The organism is Cyclonatronum proteinivorum (assembly GCF_003353065.1).
Classification (GTDB): domain Bacteria; phylum Bacteroidota; class Rhodothermia; order Balneolales; family Cyclonatronaceae; genus Cyclonatronum; species Cyclonatronum proteinivorum.
Genome location: NZ_CP027806.1, coordinates 3,278,398 through 3,296,693, shown reverse-complemented (window position 1 = coordinate 3,296,693; position 18,296 = coordinate 3,278,398). Strand labels below are relative to the sequence as shown.

Genomic DNA, 18,296 nt, shown 5'->3' with positions numbered 1-18,296 from the left:
AAAGAATAACCGAATGAAAAGAATCATACTCGTATCCGTATTGATGCTGGTACTCGGTGTAAGTCAGCTATTTGCGCAGCAGCGCATTGGCTATGCTGAACCACAGCGTATCCTTGACAGCATTCCGGAGCGTGAACAAGTAGAAACACAGTTGGAAGCGTTCTACAATGAATGGGAGCAGGACTACAATCAGATGTATGAGCGCTACAGCGAAGAACTTTTCTTGTTTGAAGAAAGCCGTAATCAGCTTTCATCCGCTCAGGTCAGACAGGAAGAAGCGCGGCTGAGCCAGATGGTTGAAGAGCTCACGCTCATGCAGCAGGAGTTCGGCGTGATGTTTGAAGAACGCAGAGCCGAGTTGCTGATCCCCATCGTAGAGCGCATAAACCGCGCTATCGAAGCCGTTGCTGAAGAAAGGGGCCTCGACTACGTATTTCAGTCCGAAACCAGCAATGCAGAACCCATCTTTTTCATCATCAGAGATAACCCGCACTCGGTCAATATCACAGATGAAGTGATTGCCCGGATGAACCGCTAACGCAACCAAAATTTTCCAACTATATCTATTATGAACAAAGTTTCGACATTCTTTTTTGCCCTTTTCCTTGTATTGGGGTATTCCTTCCATGCACAGCCCGCACAGGCACAGGATCTTAAAATCGGTGTTGTTGACGCAGGAAGAATCCTGATGATGATGCCCGAACTTGAAAACGTATCGGATCAGCTTGACGGATTCACCAACCGCAAGCGCCGTGAGTTTGCACAGCTTGAAGCAGAATTCCTTCAGGCCCGTGAAGAGTTCGAGCAAAAAGTAGCCGTTATTTCTGAAAGTGCGCGTCAGGCTGAGCAAGAGCGCCTCTCAAGCATGGCCATGCGTCTGCAGCAGTTTCAGATGGAGTATCAGCAGGAACTGATGGAGCGTCAGGAAAATCTGATTGCCCCCCTCCGCAGCCGCATTATGGACACCATCAACGACGTTGCCAATGAACTCGGCCTGTCTTATGTCATCAATCAGATGGTAAACAACGGTGATATGGTTGTTCTCTACGCTTCCGCTGAAATGCGTGAAAACTACGATATAACGAATCGTGTGATGGACCGCATGGGCGTCAGACGATAACAAACGGTAACCCATTTCCACAAAAAAAGGCTGTGACTTAAACGTTGCAGCCTTTTTTTTGTTAAAAGTAATTCAGAATTTCAGCTTTGGGCCGGACATACTTGAATAAGTTAAGGGTAATCAATAAGCTAAGAATAAACCAACAATAAAAATCCGGAGAACATGAAAAAGATTCTGATCAGTATTACCCTGTTACTCATAGCTATCCCGTTCATTTTTCTTTGGTCACTTGGTGCGCCCTTCGATCGGGAGAGCTCTGAATTTTATACCATGCCGCCTCCGGAAAATCTTAACCGAACGATCTATAACACGCTCGCGAAACACCACACGACTTTCCTGCGCAAATCCCACGAAACCGACGGCGCGTACACGCTTCTTGAAATTACCCTCGAACCCGGCGGAAGTAACGGGCCTCATTTTCATCAGCGGTTTGCCGAGATTTTTACGGGCGTTGAAGGTCAGACTGGTGTACACGTAAACGGGACCGATTATCAGATCGGACCCGGTGAAACCGTTCGCGCTGAGATTAACGATGTCCATTATTTCTTCAACGACAGTGACGAAACAGCCGTCTTTCAGGTGCGCATTGAGCCGGGGAGTCAGGGCTTCGAAAAATCACTCTACATCCTCTACGGGCTGGTCAATGCCGGTATGACAGATGAGGACGGCCTGCCGCTGGACATCGCCCATACAGCTGTTTTCGCGGCCTATAGTGATACCCGTGCCCCCGGTATTTTGCGATTGATTAATCCGGTATTTGACCGCCTGGCCGGCCGGGCACAGCGAGACGGCACCGAGCGTGCGCTTATTGAGCGGTTTTACCTGAGTGAAGTTTCTGATGATCCGGATGAATCTGAGCCGGATGAAGATGAATAGCGCAGCGCAGTCAATTCGTAAATATGTGTTGGCCTGATGCGTGGGGTTGACCAATGCGGAAGAGCCCCCTACAGGAATACCTGGAATACATAAAAAAGGGTTACCAACCTCAGTCGGTAACCCTTTTTCACAGAGACAAAACCTGCGCTATTCGGCGATAATGTGCACCGGTACGATGAGTTCGGATTTTCCGATGATGGCGTCGGTTTCCGTTATGACAAGGTCAAACAGGTTATCGCCCTGCATGATGGGCAGGTGAATGCTGCGGCCTCGTGTAATTACATCATTGGTGCCCCGCAGCCGCCATTCGTAGCGCAGGCCGTGCGCTGACGGGCGGTTGACTGCCGGTGCCGTAACAAGGGCCGTGTTGTTTACCGGGTTGAAGGCTACCGTTTCCCGTACTTCCGATTGTGCAGCCTGAAGCGGGGCAAAAACTTCGATTTGGCGGCTTTCTGTGTGCAGAACCTGATTTCGGGGCTGCCATCCGATTCGGAAATCTGCGATTTCAGAAGCTCCGGCTGAGCCGCTGATGTCAGGTGCCTGCCAGGTTTCGGAGGGCTGATCGCTTTCCATAAAAACGTAGGGCTGTCTCAGGCCTGTGATGGACCGATCGAGGCTGCTTCCGGCAATGATACCTGCAGGAATGCGGACCGTCAGTTCTTCCGGCATGCGCACCCGGAAAGTCCGGGTAACGGTGGCTACCGAGTTTTCAAGGCCGAGACGGTCGTCTTGAATGAGAGTGATAAGGTAGTCCGGGCGGTCCGTTTCGATACGGACTTCCTGTTCATCGAAAAGCTCCCCGTTAATCCGCCAGCTGCTGTACACCGGGTTACTTGCCGGATCACGATTTTCTGCGGGGTTGAGTTCCAGGGTTTCGCCCAGCCATAGGTAGGCGGGCAGTTCGAACTGCGGCACCGGCGAAGGGTTGATCGTCAGGCGCTGTGTTTTCTGCACCGTACTGTTTTCAACCCCGGCGTTGTCGGTGACTTCGAGTCCGATTTCAAAGGAGCCAAATTCTTGTACAGGTAGTCGTGCGGACAGGCTTTCAGCAAAGGGCTCGCCATCAATCGTCCAGGTGTAGTTGGTGATAAAACCGTCGGCGTCGCGGCTTCCTTCAGCGGAAAGAAGGAAAGGTTTGTTCTTCATCCAGATTTCCGGGGTGTTCCAAACCACTTCGGGTGCCTGATTCACCACTATTCTGCGGGTGATGGTGTTGCTTGCACAACCCGCGTCGTTGTCCGTATTGATGGTGAGTTCAGCAATGTAGCTGCCCGGCTGATCCAGACTTATCTCCTGCAGCATTCCGCTGCGCTCAATAGGCTCAAACTGCTCATCTGATTCAGAAGTAATGCGCCATGCCACGCTGGTGATTTGGTCTTCCGTAACGGAGTTGCCTGCGTCCAGCGTAACGGCTGTGCCCGGGCTGACGACGGAAGGAATTTCAAAAACGGCTTCTGGTGCGGCTACTACGTTCACAATAGCGGTCTGCTGACTCATGTTAGGGCAGGTTCCGGTGCCTGAGCCGGTAATGGTGAGCGAAACGCGGTAGGTACCGGGGCGGGTGTACAAGTGCGTTGTTCGCGAGCCCACCGCGCTGTTCATATCCCCAAAATCCCAGTTGTAAGAGGCGACTATGCCATTGGGATCCGTACTTTCGGTGCCGTCGAAGGTGATGGGGCTGTTGGCGCATACCGTGATTTCATCAAAATTAATCTGCGCCTGCGGAGAACCTTCAATTACAACCGGCAGCTCTGCAATGGTTGGTTCAGCTGCAATGCCGTCATTCAGGAAAACCCGCGCGGTGTAGGTGCCCGGTCTGCGGTAGCTGTGTACCGGGTTAATTTCATTGCTGCTGTTGCCGTCGCCGAACTCCCAGCGGGTAGTGAAGCTGTCCCCGTCGGGATCAAAGCTTCTTGCGCCGGAAAAGACGATCAGCTGATCGGTACAACCGTCAATGCGCTCATCGATGACCGCTACCGGCGGACGGTTCACTGTTACGGTAATGCGCTCTGTACTGACGGAATTTTCCAGCCCTTCCCCGTCATCAACCTGAAGGCTGAGCGTGTGAATGCCGGGCTCCGGAGCGGTCCAGGTGAACTGTGCCTGCCGCTGTTCGCTGCCATCCGGCAGAATCCAGAGGTAGGTAAGGGTGCCCCCATCGGGATTGTAACTTTCCGAAGCGTTCAGCTCAACCTGAAGGCTGTTACTCATGATGTCCGTTTCTGTTATGATGATGGGCTCCATGTTGATTCTCACACTGCCTTCAACCGATGAAACCGAATTCGCAAGGCCTTCGCCATCATCAGCATACAGGGTAAAGAAGGCTGTGCCGGAAGCGGGAAAGGTTCTGGTGATTTGTTCGCCTTCAAAAACTTCCCCGTCTGAAAATTCCCAGCGATAGCTCAGCTGATCATTGTCGGGGTCAAAGCTTCCGGAAGCGTCGAATGTGGTGGGGCGGTTGGGTTCGGTAACCCTTGGGCTGTTTTCCCAAACCGGCACAGGCGGGTGATTTACGCGGATGAGTCCGGAAGTGGTACTCGTGGCGTCATCGAAGGGAGAGTCGTCGCGCACCTGCAGGTTTACTTCGAAAACACCCGGTGTATCAATGCGTCCGCTGCTCCGCTCACCTTCCCCTGCGGATTGATTATTTACCGTCCACTGCCAGGCCGTAACTTCTCCGTCGGGGTCAAAACTCTGACTTCCGTCGAGCGGTATTTCATCGCCGGGGGCTACAACCGTAGGAAAATCCATCACGGCTACCGGGTTACTGTTGATGGTAACGGTGTGCTCCGTGTACTGACGGCTGTTAGAGACATTCTGCCCGTCATCCACGGTCAGGCGCACGGTATAGGTGCCGTAGGCCTGATAGGCATGCGTGACGCGCTCGCCGCTTGCCGTCTGACCATCTCCGAAATCCCATTCCCAGCTTACAATGCCCTGATCGGCGTCAATGCTGGCGGAGGCGTCAAAATCCACAATGGCCTGATTGGTGAAGTCGGTAGCCGCAATATCGGGAACAGGGGCGCGGTTGATTCGGATGTCGCGCGAAATCTGCTGTACGGAGTTTTCGACGCCTTCACCGTCGTTGGCCAACAACGTAATGGTGTAGAGTCCGGGCTGCGTAAAGCTAATGTTTTGACGTTCACCGCTGAGCTCTCTTCCGTCAGAAATTTCCCAGATGTAGGTCAGCGGATCGCCGTCGGGGTCGAAAGAGGCTGAAGCGTCAAGCGCGATCGTTTCGCCGGGCGCTTCGATGGATGGCACCGCAAAGGAGGGTACGGGTGCGGCGTTGACTTTATACTCGACTGTTGTGGTATAGGTAGCGTTTTGGGTGCCCGTCTGATCGTCTGCGGTGAGCTGAATCCTGAAGGTGCCGGCCTGCGCATGCTGCACCTGAATTTCACGCCCTTCTGCTGTCGAAACAATGCCGGGGCCTTCCCACCGGAAAGCCAGCTCATTGCCATCAGGGTCAAAGTCGCGGAATGCGGCTATCGTATTAGGTACATCTTTGGCGATTACGCGGTTGAAGTCAATTTCGGCATAGGGCTGCGTATTGACGATTACCGGAAAGTCTTCCGTGGTTTCGGTACAGCTTGCATTCCGTGCACTGTCGGTAAGGCGCAGCCGGATGTCGTAGGCTCCTGAAACGCTGCTCTGAAACCGAAAGCTGCTGCTGCTGCCGCGGGGTTCCCCGTTCACAAACCAGCGATAGCTGAAGCTGCCGCCGTCGGGATTGAAGGAGGAAGAAGCGTCGAGCACAAGTGCTTCACCCGGAGAAAGCATTTCCCGGTAGCCTTCCACCTGAATCACCGGTGGCGCGTTCACATTCAGCTGACCTTCTTTTACAAAATGGCGGGGTACATGACGGCCTTCAACGGGCACGATGAGCGTCCAGGGGGTAAGGCCGAATGCGGAAAATTCGTGGCTAAAGCTGCTGCCTGCAAACCGCTGCCCGTCTGTCCGCCACTCGGCCTGCTGCATGTTGAGGACAAATCCGCGGTAATTTGCACGGAGTCCGTATTGCTGACACTGTCCGCTGAAGGTCTGAATCTCAACCTGCGGCGCTTCGATCCGGTCTTCATTCAGGGTTACAAAGTCAGTGCGAAAAGGGATGATGGCGTCCTGCCCGGCGAGTACCCGGTTGTTGATACGTACGGCTGAGCCGGTCATGACAACGGCCCAGCTGTTGGGCAGGCCGTACTGTTCCGGTTCCCACTCCCGCCAGTTACGGTCATGGGCGTTGGTATTTCCGAAGGCGTCCATCAGAAAGATGCGGCTGTCTTCCTGCCCGGAAAGGCTGAATACCGGCGGCGGGGCGTCATCCCATAGCGGGCGGAACTGAAACCTGTTTTCAGGTGCGGAGCTGATCAGGCCAACAGAAAGGTTCAGGGTGATGAGCTCCCAGTCGGAAGCGCCGTCCCCGGTGATCCGGATCCGGAAATCGTTGACGTCGTTGCCTTCGTCGGTTTCCACGCGCATGATGAAGCCTTCGGTGGAAGCTTCTTGTTCCTGAAGCGTGAAGAAAGGGACCCAGCGGTTCAGGAAGCGGCTTTCGGTGAAGGTCGTTTGCTGATCCAGCGGCTGAAAGCGGCCGCTTGTTGCGCTGCGGCGTATTTCCCGCGTCCCTTTTTCATATAAGTTCCGGAAGGTATGAAGGCTGTAGGTCGTGCGGGTGTTGGGCTGACCGGCAATCACATCCGCAAAACCACCCAGGCCCGCGTCAAAAATCTCAACCGTTGCGGGGCGCGGAATATCCACCCCGGGGGCAGGGCGCAGCCAGTAGTCGTATTGCCCGAGCCGGTCGCCCGAGCTAACGGTTGTACTTTTGCCGGAGATGGAAAAGTAAACTTCCTGAGCCATGGCATTTGCCGAGAGGCCCATCAGGATCAGGAGGGTGATTAGCGTGGGTTTTTGGAGGGGAAAACCAAATCGCATATTTGGGTATTATCGGATTGGGGTAAATGGAAAAGATCGTTCGGCGACCGTATTGCCGCTTTCGCGGTCAATGAAGCGGATGGTAATTTGCGCAGCTTCGTCGGGCTCAAACTGCAGGGCCCAGTCGCCGTTGTTGCCTGCCCGCTGCCGCAGCACCTGCCCGTTAATTTGAGCTTCAATGGTAAGAAATGCGTAGGCACGGCCCCTTACAAGCATGCGCGGCATACGTTGCAGCTGACCATCCTGTACCGGTGCAGACCAGTTCAGGTCAAAAAGCCGCGCGGTATCAACATAGCGGAGGGTACGGTTAACTTCGCGGGTGAGTCCGGCGGCATTGGTTGCCGTAAGGCTTACTTCAAGGGCTTCACCGGTTATGGTGAGCGGCTTTCGGAAACGTCCGTCAGGTCCGACTGAAACGCGCTCCCCGTTGATCTGCAGTCGGGAACGGGCTTCGGTTGTGCCGGTGATTTCCGTTTCGCGGGAAAACGAATACACAACTTCCGGACGAAAGGCACTGTCGAGAATCAGGGGCGGCGGACTTGTGCTTTCCACATACAGCACCTGAAGCGTGCGGCTGTCAATGCCGCGCAGTTCGTTTTCATCGAAAGCCCTTATCCGCACATAATTCAGCCCGGTTGGGATGTCCGTGAGCGTAAGCTGTGGCTCGTTGGCGCGAAAGGTGCGCACGTTTCCCAAAAAGGTATCACGACGGGCTAAATCCACTTCGTAACGTCTTGCACCGGAAACCGCCTGCCATGCGAGATCGAGACGGTTTATATAAATGACGGTATCAGGTCGTGCCCAGTCGGTTGAAGGCGCAGGCAGCAAGCGGATGGGGGCAGAAGGGCCCTGACCGCGGCGAACGATGGTGCCTTCATTTTCGGCAAGGTTGACTTCCATATTACCGGCGCTCACGAGTACGATTCCGTCATAGTTGGACATGGTTGTGATTTCGTCGGAGCGGTTTTCGGCCCAAAAACTCGAGGAGTTGATCTGACTGCTACTTGTGGGGGTTTCAAGGTTGTAGGTCGCTTGATTCCGGGCGGCTGCGGAGAGCCGGGTGAGTACGCCCCCGCTTGAAAGCTCGATATCGACCTCGGAGCGGTTCGTGATACGATCAACCGAAGATTTCCGGATGACCGCGGTCGTATTGGCGGAGAGGGTGATGTCGCTGCCATCCACGAATTCGAGCCTTGCCTGAGAATCTTCCCCGGTACGAATGCCGTCGTCTTGTTGTAAGAGATCACCGGTTTCGGCGGAAGCCCACCTTCCCAGCAATCCCCGGCGGCTTTCCACAATGTTTTCAATCTCTTCCAGGCGTGCTTCAACCTGCATGAGACGCCGCGCTTCAACAAGCTCGCTTACATCTTGCGAAAATGCCGCTATCTCAGCGGCTGTTTCGGTTGCCGCGGTAATGGCGGCTTCATTCACATGTGCGCGGAAGCGGTCGAATTTCCCTTCAAGCGTTTGCAGCTCTTCCCGTGCAAGCACGCGGGCCCCGCGGTCGATAAGGGTAGTATACAGCGCGCGTGATTCTTCAACCTGAGCAAATCCGTCCCGAAAGGCACGAAGAAGGTTGATGTCAGCCGCGCTCAGGTAAAACCGGTTGGTCTGCGGATCATACTCCGCAAGGCTGTTTACGATGGGCCAGTTTTGGGGGGAGCCAGCGAAACGGGTCGAAATTTCGGCTATTTGTGAAGCCGGAAAGTCAATACTGTCGGTTTGCTGTGCCTGAAGCGTGAGAGGCAGCAACAGGCCTAAAAGAAGCGGCAGCGCTGTTTTGCAGAAGCCCGCCGGGAAAAAGGTAAGCATGGGGGTATTAATCGTCTTTGCTGATAATCGGGTAGGGGAGGCGCACCGTAAACCGGCTTCCAATCGATTCATTGGAATCAACCGTAATGCTGCCGCGGTGTTTCTCGATAATTTCTTTCACATAAGGCAGCCCGAGCCCGGTACCCTGCACGGCCTTGTATTCCTTGATCCGGAAAAACTTTTTGAAAATCTGATCCTTATACTCTTCCTTGATTCCGAAGCCGTAATCTGTTACGGCGAATACAAAATGCCGTGTGCCTTCGTCTGTGATTTCGGTTTGTGCTGAAACATCGATGGTGCGGTTTTCCGGGCCGTATTTCACGGCATTGGAGAGGAGATTGCGAATCACATCGTTCATGAGATCAGGTACCGCTTCAACGGGTGGGATATCTTCTTCAATAATCTGATTGAAGCGGATTTTTTTGTCGCGCAGGGTGGTTTCCAGGTCGCGGCTGATTCTGGTGATCAGGGCTGCCATATCAACCGATTCGGCTTCACCCTGAATGCCGCCCGATTCCAGCTTGGCAACCTGCAGGAAGCGCTGTACAATGCCGAAGAGGTCAGAGGCGCTGTCATCGATAATCTTATAAAATTCTTTGCGGTCATCTTCTCCAAGCTCTTCACTTCGCAGAATGGTGATAAGCCCCTGAATACCCGTAATCGGATTCTTGAGCTCATGCACGATAATGTTGATCATCTCATTGCGCTTGCGGTCAAGTTCACGCTCATCAGTGAGATCGTACAGCATAAACTGCCCACCCAGCGGATCCCCCTTTTCATTGAACAGCCGCAGTACCTGAGCTGTGAAGTAGTACTCTTTTTCTTCGCCAATGGTGAAGGCAAGCTCAAGCTGACGCTTCTGAATGGTGACAGGCGGATCCGCTTCCTGCTGCGCGACGCCTTCTTTCATCACCCGCACATTGGCCATCTCAAAAAGGGAAGTGATATCCTGCGGCATTGGACTTTCAAGCTCGCTAAAGAGCTGTTTGAACTGTGCATTAAACCGCACAAATTTGTTTGAACCGTCGAAAAAAGCAATCAGATCAGAGGAGTGCTCCGTCATCGTCATAATCCGCTGCTGACTCGAAATTATTTTTTCGACATTAATTTCCTGATAATGCTGCAGCTTTTGCCGGATACCTTCCATCGTTTCAGAAACTTCTCTGAGTTCAGGAAGGGCGATGGGGCGTAGGGGCTTCCCGAAATCAAAACTACTGAAGGGCTGCAGGTCGGTGATAAAGGTGCGCAGAGGCTTGGTGAGTTTTTCAAAGAGGATGAAGGAAGCTATCCAAATCCCGAAAAAGGCAAGCATCAGCAATCCGAGATTTTGCAGGAAGAGCGTTTGGACGTCCCGGCGGAGGTCATCATAAGCAAAGTATAAGGCGTGCTGCGCCCCGAACAGCGGAACAGGCGAGGCAATCATAATACGCACTTCCTTTTCAAACAGCTGTTGCTCAACAAGGGTGAGCTGAGAGAACGCAGGTGCCGGCATGTCAATGCCGTTCAGACCAACCCCGCTGCCATCCGAAAGCCACAGAGCCGCTTTCGCAGGAAAACCAAGGTTGAAGCGGAACAGCGTATCCTGAAAATAAGAGGCATTAAATACGCCGGTGACCAGAAAGATTTCACCGCCCAGGTCGATGTACCGGCTCAGGACAATGGTATCTAAATCCGCAATCCACTGCACGCTGTATGCAGGCTCTCCATCGCTGTTGTTTGCGGGCTCGATATACGGAATTATCAGATCAAAGCGCAGTTCCCCGTACGAATCCTGAGACCGGAATTCGATGTATTCGCCGGTCTCCGCTTCAATCAGCCGGAGAATTTCAAAAGCCGGAAAAATGGCTGAATAGCCCCTGAACAGCAATTCCGTCTGATTGATACTGCCGGTGCGCACGAGCACCTGCTCGTACTCAAACATCATATCGATCCAGCTGTTGGTCTGTGCATTCAGCCGGTCAATCCGTTCCCGCTGATTTTCTGTTATAATAGTCGTTCGTTCATTCAAAAGTACTTCTTCGTAGGCAGGGCGAACCACAAACCATACTATGGCAGAAATGCTCAGGAAAATGAACAAAAGAAGGAGTAAAAAGCGGGTACGTAGGGGCATTTAGCGGACCGAGGTGCGTCAATGAATTAGGAGCAAATATACGGCTTACGGATTAAAATTATGGACTTTAAAAAAAGCGTCACAACGAGCAGGATAAAAGATTTTTTAACCCGCATTATTCATCAAGACTTTTTCGGCTTCTATGTCGCCAGCGAGGAATTTTCATTTCGTGGTATTCGCTACGCTCGGTACGCGGTCTTTACACCAGGCCAAATTTGGACTATCGATTTATTTTGATAAAGCAATTATAAACAAACATTTAGAAAATAAATTGAATCTGTTTGTGATTGGTGTGAATTAAATGCAACTTTGTTGCATATATTTGGCCTGATTTCAAAACCCACCAAAATGATTAATGATGGAAAAAAAACTACCCGTAACCGTACTCAGTGGCTTTCTTGGCTCCGGAAAAACAACCCTTCTGAACCATGTATTATCCAATAAGCATGGCCTTCGCGTTGCTGTAATTGTGAACGATATGAGCGAGATAAATGTGGACGCACGACTTGTAGAAGAGGGCGCGCATCTTTCACGAACAGAAGAAAAACTTGTTGAGATGAGCAATGGCTGTATTTGTTGTACCCTTCGGGAAGACCTAATCGAAGAAGTCGCTCGATTGGCTATAAGCGGTCGGTTTGACTACTTGCTTATAGAGTCCACGGGTATCTCGGAACCTTTACCGGTTGCCCAAACCTTCTTTTTTGATAGTGATGAGCTTCAGTTGCCCCTGGAATCGGTCACAAAGCTGGATACAATGGTCACGGTTGTAAATGCAGCGGAATTCGCAACGGACTACGGTTCATCTGAAACATTGGTTGATCACGGCTTGGGCAACGATGTCTCCGACGTTCGCCCTATCGTGAATTTGCTAACTGAGCAAATAGAATTTGCCAATATAATCGTCCTGAATAAAATTGATCTTGTGAATCAAAAACAGCAAGATGAGCTCCGCGCCATTCTTCAAAAGCTAAACCCAACGGCTAAAATTATTCCTGCTACTTTTGGAAAAGTTGAGCTGAATAAAATTCTGAACACGGGCATGTTTGATTTTGAAGCTGCAGCTGGTTCAAAAGCATGGATCGATGAGCTCGAAAAAGAACATACGCCCGAGACCGATGAATACGGCATAAGCTCGTTTGTTTACAGGGCACGCCATCCATTTCATCCGGAGCGTTTTCTAAACTTTGCAACCCGTGCGTTTCCGCAGGCAGTACTGCGCTCAAAAGGACTATTCTGGTTGGCAAGCCGGCCGGAACAAGCGCTCAATTTTAGTCAGGCTGGTGGTTCTGTTCGGGCTGATCGTGCAGGGAGTTGGTGGGCATCATACCCCGAAACGCAACGTATCCAAAGCTCGGCTTATCTCGAAAATCGTGCATTAATTGAGAGCCGTTGGGATGATGTTTTCGGTGACCGGCTCAATGAGTTGGTTTTTATCGGCATCGGAATGGATGAACATGAAATCAGGAGAGGTTTGGATTCCTGTCTTGCATCACCGGAAGAATATCAGGCGTTTAAAAAAGCCGCACAGCCCATTGATGACGGATGGCCTGTCTGAGACCTGGTATTCACACAAAAAAAGCCTTATTCGGTAAAGAATGGGGCTTTTTAAATAGCCTGCCCGAATAAAACTCTCCAACAGTGGATCGGAAGGTGTACCGAAATGGTAGTTAGCGTACTACAGGATTCAGCTGAACTGCAAGAGCAATGAAATGAATAAATCAGGTGTACGCATTCAGGAAGAAGAATATCACGACGCCTGTCACGGATACATACATCCAGATGGGGAAAGTGAACTTTGAAATTTTACGATGGAGGCTGAATTTCCCGGCAAAAGCAAAGAAAAAGCTCGATAAAATGAGCGGCACAACCACAACGGATAAAATAATGTGGGAAATCAGTATGGTAAAATAGATCGGCCTTACCATGCCTTCACCGGGGAAAGGGGTGTGCCCGATGAAGTTGTGGTAGAGTACATAGCTGATGAGAAAAACGGCTGACGCTACAAAGGCTGCCAGATTATAGCGCATGTGCTGCACAAAATTCCGCTTCTTAATTTCGACAAATGCCAGAATTAAGAAAATGGTGGCAATGCTGTTTACCGTTGCGTTTACTGCCGGAAGCATACTTACCCAGTCGGGTACGATCTCGGTACCATCCCGAAAATAGATCAGCCAAAACAGAAAAACGAGCACCAGTCCGCTGGCGATCATAATGGCGACTACAGCCCGTGCAACGTTCAGGTTTTTGAAGGCTTCAATCGTGATGTCTTTTTCGTAGTTCTTTTCCATGCGTATGTAGAGAATTGCGGTGGTAAAATCGTGAATTTAAACGGATTGCTTTTTCATGCGGCGGGCTTTCTCGCCCAACACATAGTTGAGGTGCAGATATTCGAGTGCGACGCTTTCATAGCCCTGCCAGCTTCGTATCAGCTCCTGAAACTGTGATTCATCGGTGTTATCCGGATCGCAGCCGTAAGATAAGGAAATCCACCGGCGCAGTCCTTTTTCTTCTCCTTTCTGAACGTGCGAAGGAAAAACGGCATCGGTCCGGTTCCGAAACATCATCAGGTCCTGAGCGGTGGTCGGCCCGATTCCCCGTATGCCCAGCATGAGCTCGTAAAAGGCTGCGGGCAGGAGGTTCTCAATCTCATACTGAGAAGGGATTTCTCCGGAGACCAGCAAATGGGCAAGACCGGTTACGTATTCGCCTTTGCGCAGGGAAAGGCCGTGTTTTTTGAGGGAAGCCGGTTCCGCCCCGACCAGCTGATATGGCCTGGGCCAGGCACTCAGCCGTCCAAACTTGCTTTCGAGGCGCGTGCCGTACTGTTCCCGCACCCCGTACACCATCCGTCGCGCCGTTGGCTTATGACTGATTTGCGCAATGATGATTCGGTTGAGCGCGTCTTCAAAAAAGCTTGCCCGCGACATGCGCTTAAAGCCGTAGGACTCTTTAAATAAAGGTCCCAATATGGGATCATCCCAGGCTTTTTCATACAGCGGATTTAAATCAATATCTGTGCCCAGGATACGCGCGAGCTGACGGTTTGCTTCTGCGACTTCATCTTCCGAAAGGTGTTCTTCACACTCTATTTGAAAAGAGGGGTTTTCGGGATCGCCATTGAAGTAAATCCGGACCAAGGCGTCGGTATGGGTCAGGCTCAGAGGCCTGAGCATGCCTTTTTCAGGAATTTCAGCGGGCTCGTGTTCGTGATCGAAATAAGCATCGATATCCAGAGAAATAAAAAAATCGTGGGGCGCTACAGACTTTAATTTCCAGCTAAACGGCATGGCAGGCTATGGAGGATGATTGTTTGAAGTAACCCGCAAAACTGTGATTTGGTGCTAATCGTTTGGCGATCGCTGCGGGCTCATAGCGGCACGAAGCCGTACATCTTCAGAAAAAGGAACAGGAAAAGCGTAACGTTAAGGGACAGGAGGAAGGTCACCCGAACCTGCAGGATACGGTAGCGCACCAGCATCGGCAGCACGACAAACCACAGGATGAGGGCTGTGCCCGCCATGTAGATGGTGTGGGCTTTGAAAATGAAGCTGAACAGCCATCCCGCTACGGTGCCAAGAAAGGTCAGAATTCCCGTCGGTTCGGTAAAAATGCCGATGATAAGGCCGCCGACTTCCACGCCTGAAATGCTCATGTGCATGAACAGCCCGAGAACAAGAAGGAGCGAGTAAACGATGGTAATAATTTTTTTGGGAGACTCTTCAGACATGATTCTTATTCGGAAAGTTGCTGTTTTTGGAAATGAATTCGTGAAGGGCAAATATACGCAACAGGGCGTTGCTGCCGGTACCCGCAATGCGGGAATATTCGGGCGCTGCGGTACACAGGATCAGCTTGTGTGGACGGGCGTCATTTCCCCGCGAAGCACGCGCACGTACGCATCGCGGATCTGATAGGGACTGCTGTACCGGGCAAGCAAGTACATCATTTTGGTAACCGCCGCTTCTATGGTCATGTCGCCGGAACTGATGACGCCGAGTTCGCGCGCAATGCGCCCGCTGCTGTATTTTTCAAGGTCAACGGCATCAAATACGGCCTGTGAAGCCATCACCATAAAAATATTCCGTTCCATACAGGCTTCCAGAAACGGGATGAGGCTGTAGTCGCCGCTGCTCGGGAAGTTGCCGCTGCCGTATCCGGAAATGATGACCGCGCGGGTTTGCTCGGCAAGCAAGGGGATGTAGCGGGCGGGCTTGATTCCGGGGAAAAGCTGCAGCACCATCAGTTCTTCGCTGAATGCAGGATAGCATTCCATGGCATTGCCGCTCGGGCGCAGCGCGTGTTTAACGTGAATATCAATCCCGATTTCGGCCAGCGCAGGATGGTTGGGGGAGGTGAAAGCCGTGAAATCCCCAATGCTGACCTTGGTTGAGCGGTTGCCGCGCAGAATTTTGTCGCTGAAACAGATGGCGACTTCGCAGAACGGCAGGGTTGCCATCTGCACCGCATTGATCAGGTTGCGGCCTGCATCAGAGCGGATCACGCTAAGCGGCAGCTGACTGCCGGTGAAGATGACGGGCTTCGTCAGGTTTTTGAAACAGAACGAGAGCGCGGAAGCGGTGTAGGCCATCGTATCGGTGCCGTGAAGTACCACGAAGCCATCATAAGCATCATAATTCGATTCAATCGCCCGCGCCAGCGTAACCCAGTCGTTCGGATTCATGTCGGAGCTGTCTTTAAAAAACAGGTCAAGGCATTCAATATCCGCAATAGCGGAAAGTTCGGGGATGTATTTTTCCAGACTGTCAGAGGGCAGGTTATTTAAGCGGCCATCAGCATCCCGACGGATTTGCATGGCAATGGTGCCGCCGGTTTGCAGGAGGAGAATACGCTTCATGTGGATGTGGGTACAGTCGAAAAAGGTGAATAAAGTGAGGTCGCATAAGGTAAGGTAAATGTTCGAAAAAAGGCATCCCCGTTCTATTTGAATAATATGATATAAATATTAGAAATTGGATTTTTTCACTTGCTTCATTCCCTAAATTCTGATTAATTGCATCGGTAAATAAATTCAAAAAACCGACCTGCTATAAAGCATGAAAACCGAAGTTCAGAACAGGGCTGGCGCAGAAACCATTTTAATCGGCTTAAAAACAGATTCGACCGCAACCGACGATGAATTGTTTGATGAATCCGTGCCTTTGCGAGCTGATCGTGCGCTAAAGTATTTGAATTACGATACCCTACAGGCAGCGGGCCTGCCTTCTTTGTAGCGGCCGAAACCCATACCAAAACGGCAACGCACTGCCGAAAAAAGGAGAACAAACGTATGAATGTGTACAAAACCGACAAAATCAGGAACGTCGTCCTGCTGGGGCATTCCGGTTCAGGCAAAACCACCCTTGCCGAAACCATGGCCTTTGAAGCGGGCACTATAAAACGAAGAGGCAGTGTCGCTGCCGGTTCAACCATGTCGGATTATCATCCGATGGAAAAAGAAAAAGAGAAGTCCGTTTTTACCACGGTTCTGAATCTCGACTGGCGCGGCCATAAAATTAACCTGATTGACACACCCGGGACCGCCGATTTTATTGGTGAAGTGGTGGCACCGCTTCGCATATCCCGCAACAATATTTTTGTGATTAACGCCGAGCATGGGGTAGAGGTAGGCACAGATCAGCTCTGGAAATATGCGCGCGACTTTGGCACGACTTCTATGATTGTGATCAACAAATTGGATCACCCGAATGCAAATTTTGAAAAAGCACTGGAAAGCTGCAAAGAGCGCTTTGGGCGCTCGGTCGTGACCATTCAGTTCCCCTATGAAACCGGGGAAGGCTTCAATGCGATTATTGATGTGATGAAGATGACGATGTATGAGTTTCCGGAAGAAGGCGGAAAGCCGGAAAAGCTTCCGATTCCGGAATCCATGAAAGCGCGTGCCGATCTCTTGCACAACGAGCTCGTTGAAGCCATTGCGGAAAATGATGAGCTTCTGATGGATCTTTATTTTGAAAAGGGCACGCTCGATGAGGAAGAACTGATCGACGGCTTCCGCAAGAGCATGCGGGCCGGTACCATTCATCCTGTTTTCTGCGTCTCATCGGAGCGCAATATGGGAACAGGCCGGGTGATGGGATTCATCGACGCGGCAGTTGAGTCCCCGCAGGACGGGGTGCCTTCAACCCTTGAGGATGGTTCTGAGTTTGTAATTTCACCGGATAAGCCTGCTTCCGTTTTCATCTTCAAACACACCAATGAAGAGCATGTCGGTGATCTCGTGTATTTCAAGGTTACGAGCGGCATTCTGAAACAAGGCATGGATCTTTACAATGAGCGCACCAACAATACGGTCCGTCTGGGTACTCTTTTTGTACCGCAGTGCGGCAAGCGTCTTGAAGTAGCGGAGCTGCATGCCGGTGATATCGGCGTTGCGGTAAAGCTCAAGGACTGCACTACCAATGACACGCTCTGCGATAAATCGTCGCTTGTGAGTTTCCGCAAAGTGACGTATCCCGAGCCTACCATCAGTCTTGCCGTACTTATTGACAGCGGCAGTGAGGAAAAAGTCGGGATGGCTCTGAATCAGCTGCAGCGCGAAGATCCGGCCCTGCTTGTGGATCACAATGCTGAGCTGAAACAACTCATTCTGAGTGGTCAGGGGGAAGAACACCTGAACAAGGTGAAGCACGTGCTCGAAAATCAGTATAAGCTGCACATCGAATTTGGCGAGACCCGTATTCCGTACCGCGAGACCATCTCCAAGGCTGTGAAAACACATTACCGCCACAAGAAGCAATCGGGCGGTGCCGGGCAGTTCGCGGATGTGCACCTGTACATCGAACCCTGGAGCGAAGGTATGGCTGATCCCCCTGATCTGAATGTTAGGGGACGTGATGAATACCCGCTCGAGTGGGGCGGCAAGCTCGTATTCTACAACTGCATTGTGGGCGGCGTAATTGATAACCGCTTCATGCCGGCCATCCTGAAAGGGGTGATGGATAAAATGGAGAATGGTCCGCTATCGGGCTGCCGCGCCCGCGATGTGCGCGTATCTGTTTATGACGGCGCCATGCACTCGGTGGATTCCAACGAAGCGGCTTTCAAAACCGCAGGTATGATGGCCTTCAAGAAAGGCTTCATGGAAGCGGGTCCGAAGCTGCTTGAGCCGATTTATGAAGTCGACGTGCTGGTTCCCGCTGAGTTCATGGGTGAAATCATGACCGATCTCTCGGGCCGCCGCGGTCAGATTGTGGGTATGGATTCGGAAGGAAGCCTTCAGAAGGTAACCGCGCGCGTGCCGCTTGCAGAGCTCGGGCGCTACACTACGCACCTGAAAAGCATGACGCAGGGCCGCGCAAGTCACACCCGCCGCTTCGCCGATTACGCGCAGGTACCCCGCGACATTCAGGAGCGCGTAATGAAAGAAAACGCCGAAAAGGAAGACGAAGACTGAGGCAAAAGCTAAGCCAAAGGCGTTTTTTT

13 protein-coding genes are annotated in these 18,296 nt (G+C 51.8%); 6 read left to right on the top strand and 7 right to left on the bottom strand.

Annotation, left to right across the window (positions count from 1 at the left end; genetic code table 11):
• The first annotated feature begins 13 nt into the window (after positions 1–13).
• The 3 genes from CYPRO_RS12500 to CYPRO_RS12490 all read left to right on the top strand — a co-directional run bounded on the left by CYPRO_RS12500 (position 14) and on the right by CYPRO_RS12490 (position 1,996).
• Positions 14–538: an OmpH family outer membrane protein gene (locus tag CYPRO_RS12500; RefSeq protein WP_114984934.1), complete on the top strand. Its 525-nt coding sequence runs from the start codon at positions 14–16 to the stop codon at positions 536–538.
• Between the two features lie 30 nt (positions 539–568).
• Positions 569–1,120 carry an OmpH family outer membrane protein gene (locus CYPRO_RS12495; protein WP_114984933.1) on the top strand — a complete coding sequence of 184 codons (552 nt, stop codon included), beginning with the start codon at positions 569–571 and terminating at the stop codon, positions 1,118–1,120.
• Positions 1,121–1,282: 162 nt separating this feature from the next.
• Positions 1,283–1,996 carry a cupin domain-containing protein gene (locus tag CYPRO_RS12490; RefSeq protein WP_114984932.1) on the top strand — a complete coding sequence of 238 codons (714 nt, stop codon included), beginning with the start codon at positions 1,283–1,285 and terminating at the stop codon, positions 1,994–1,996.
• A gap of 147 nt (positions 1,997–2,143) precedes the next feature.
• Here the strand turns inward: CYPRO_RS12490 and CYPRO_RS12485 are convergent, their stop codons facing one another.
• Genes CYPRO_RS12485 through CYPRO_RS12475 form a run of 3 tightly spaced genes read right to left on the bottom strand, consistent with a single transcriptional unit; the run spans position 2,144 to position 10,853 of the window.
• Entirely contained in the window at positions 2,144–6,931 is a 4,788-nt protein-coding gene (locus tag CYPRO_RS12485) for a PKD domain-containing protein (protein WP_114984931.1), read from the bottom strand.
• Positions 6,932–6,940: 9 nt separating this feature from the next.
• Positions 6,941–8,743, bottom strand: coding sequence for a FecR family protein (locus tag CYPRO_RS12480; protein ID WP_164682766.1), 1,803 nt, complete (start codon positions 8,741–8,743; stop codon positions 6,941–6,943).
• A gap of 7 nt (positions 8,744–8,750) precedes the next feature.
• Complete coding sequence (locus CYPRO_RS12475; RefSeq protein WP_114984929.1) at positions 8,751–10,853, bottom strand: sensor histidine kinase; 2,103 nt, start codon at positions 10,851–10,853, stop codon at positions 8,751–8,753.
• A 358-nt stretch (positions 10,854–11,211) separates the two neighbouring features.
• On the opposite strand from CYPRO_RS12475, the gene CYPRO_RS12470 reads away from it, so the two are divergent.
• On the top strand, positions 11,212–12,408 hold the full coding sequence (locus CYPRO_RS12470; RefSeq protein WP_114985794.1) for a GTP-binding protein: 1,197 nt from the start codon (positions 11,212–11,214) through the stop codon (positions 12,406–12,408).
• Positions 12,409–12,571: 163 nt separating this feature from the next.
• On the opposite strand, the gene CYPRO_RS12465 is transcribed toward CYPRO_RS12470, so the two are convergent.
• From CYPRO_RS12465 to CYPRO_RS12450, 4 genes are all read right to left on the bottom strand, one after another.
• Positions 12,572–13,141 (bottom strand): DUF420 domain-containing protein, encoded by a 570-nt coding sequence (locus CYPRO_RS12465; RefSeq protein WP_114984928.1) that lies wholly within the window; start codon positions 13,139–13,141, stop codon positions 12,572–12,574.
• 36 nt (positions 13,142–13,177) lie between these two features.
• Positions 13,178–14,140, bottom strand: a complete 963-nt coding sequence (locus CYPRO_RS12460; RefSeq protein WP_114984927.1) for a DNA-3-methyladenine glycosylase family protein — start codon at positions 14,138–14,140, stop codon at positions 13,178–13,180.
• Between the two features lie 80 nt (positions 14,141–14,220).
• Positions 14,221–14,580 (bottom strand): hypothetical protein, encoded by a 360-nt coding sequence (locus CYPRO_RS12455; protein ID WP_114984926.1) that lies wholly within the window; start codon positions 14,578–14,580, stop codon positions 14,221–14,223.
• A 120-nt stretch (positions 14,581–14,700) separates the two neighbouring features.
• The gene (locus CYPRO_RS12450) at positions 14,701–15,708 is read right to left on the bottom strand and encodes an asparaginase (protein WP_114984925.1); all 1,008 of its coding nucleotides are present in this window, start codon (positions 15,706–15,708) and stop codon (positions 14,701–14,703) included.
• A gap of 199 nt (positions 15,709–15,907) precedes the next feature.
• On the opposite strand from CYPRO_RS12450, the gene CYPRO_RS16595 reads away from it, so the two are divergent.
• Positions 15,908–16,084: a hypothetical protein gene (locus tag CYPRO_RS16595; protein WP_164682764.1), complete on the top strand. Its 177-nt coding sequence runs from the start codon at positions 15,908–15,910 to the stop codon at positions 16,082–16,084.
• 56 nt (positions 16,085–16,140) lie between these two features.
• On the top strand, positions 16,141–18,267 hold the full coding sequence (locus tag CYPRO_RS12445) for an elongation factor G (protein ID WP_114984924.1): 2,127 nt from the start codon (positions 16,141–16,143) through the stop codon (positions 18,265–18,267).
• Positions 18,268–18,296: the final 29 nt, after the last annotated feature.

Coding starts and splice junctions, on each gene's coding strand:
- CYPRO_RS12500 (WP_114984934.1), top strand. CDS start 14: ATGAAAAGAATCATACTCGTATCCGTATTGATGCTGGTACTCGGTGTA.
- CYPRO_RS12495 (WP_114984933.1), top strand. CDS start 569: ATGAACAAAGTTTCGACATTCTTTTTTGCCCTTTTCCTTGTATTGGGG.
- CYPRO_RS12490 (WP_114984932.1), top strand. CDS start 1,283: ATGAAAAAGATTCTGATCAGTATTACCCTGTTACTCATAGCTATCCCG.
- CYPRO_RS12485 (WP_114984931.1), bottom strand. CDS start 6,931: ATGCGATTTGGTTTTCCCCTCCAAAAACCCACGCTAATCACCCTCCTG.
- CYPRO_RS12480 (WP_164682766.1), bottom strand. CDS start 8,743: ATGCTTACCTTTTTCCCGGCGGGCTTCTGCAAAACAGCGCTGCCGCTT.
- CYPRO_RS12475 (WP_114984929.1), bottom strand. CDS start 10,853: ATGCCCCTACGTACCCGCTTTTTACTCCTTCTTTTGTTCATTTTCCTG.
- CYPRO_RS12470 (WP_114985794.1), top strand. CDS start 11,212: ATGGAAAAAAAACTACCCGTAACCGTACTCAGTGGCTTTCTTGGCTCC.
- CYPRO_RS12465 (WP_114984928.1), bottom strand. CDS start 13,141: ATGGAAAAGAACTACGAAAAAGACATCACGATTGAAGCCTTCAAAAAC.
- CYPRO_RS12460 (WP_114984927.1), bottom strand. CDS start 14,140: ATGCCGTTTAGCTGGAAATTAAAGTCTGTAGCGCCCCACGATTTTTTT.
- CYPRO_RS12455 (WP_114984926.1), bottom strand. CDS start 14,580: ATGTCTGAAGAGTCTCCCAAAAAAATTATTACCATCGTTTACTCGCTC.
- CYPRO_RS12450 (WP_114984925.1), bottom strand. CDS start 15,708: ATGAAGCGTATTCTCCTCCTGCAAACCGGCGGCACCATTGCCATGCAA.
- CYPRO_RS16595 (WP_164682764.1), top strand. CDS start 15,908: ATGAAAACCGAAGTTCAGAACAGGGCTGGCGCAGAAACCATTTTAATC.
- CYPRO_RS12445 (WP_114984924.1), top strand. CDS start 16,141: ATGAATGTGTACAAAACCGACAAAATCAGGAACGTCGTCCTGCTGGGG.